Origin of the sequence: Vibrio sonorensis (genome assembly GCF_001854765.1) — a bacterium.
Lineage (GTDB): Bacteria > Pseudomonadota > Gammaproteobacteria > Enterobacterales > Vibrionaceae > Vibrio > Vibrio sonorensis.
Window position 1 is genome coordinate 1 of record NZ_LJJE01000111.1, and the last position, 213, is coordinate 213.

Here is a 213-nt window from a genome sequence, read left to right on the forward strand (position 1 = left end):
CTTCTCCACGAAGAATTAAAACTTATGTGGGCGATTAGCTCAGTTGGGAGAGCACCTGCCTTACAAGCAGGGGGTCACTGGTTCGAGCCCGGTATCGCCCACCATTCTCTAAGTATTTTTGGATTTGATACTCCAAACCACTTCAGTAAAACGTGCGTGGTTCATTTATCGACGCTGAAAGTCTTTAGAAAATGCACTTCTTTGAAGTACATA

Annotated in this window: 1 tRNA gene; it reads left to right on the forward strand. The window is 44.1% G+C overall.

The features are described from left to right. The first annotated feature begins 28 nt into the window (after nt 1–28). Nucleotides 29–104 (forward strand) — tRNA-Val (locus tag BLO31_RS19925). The last annotated feature ends 109 nt before the right edge of the window (nt 105–213 follow it).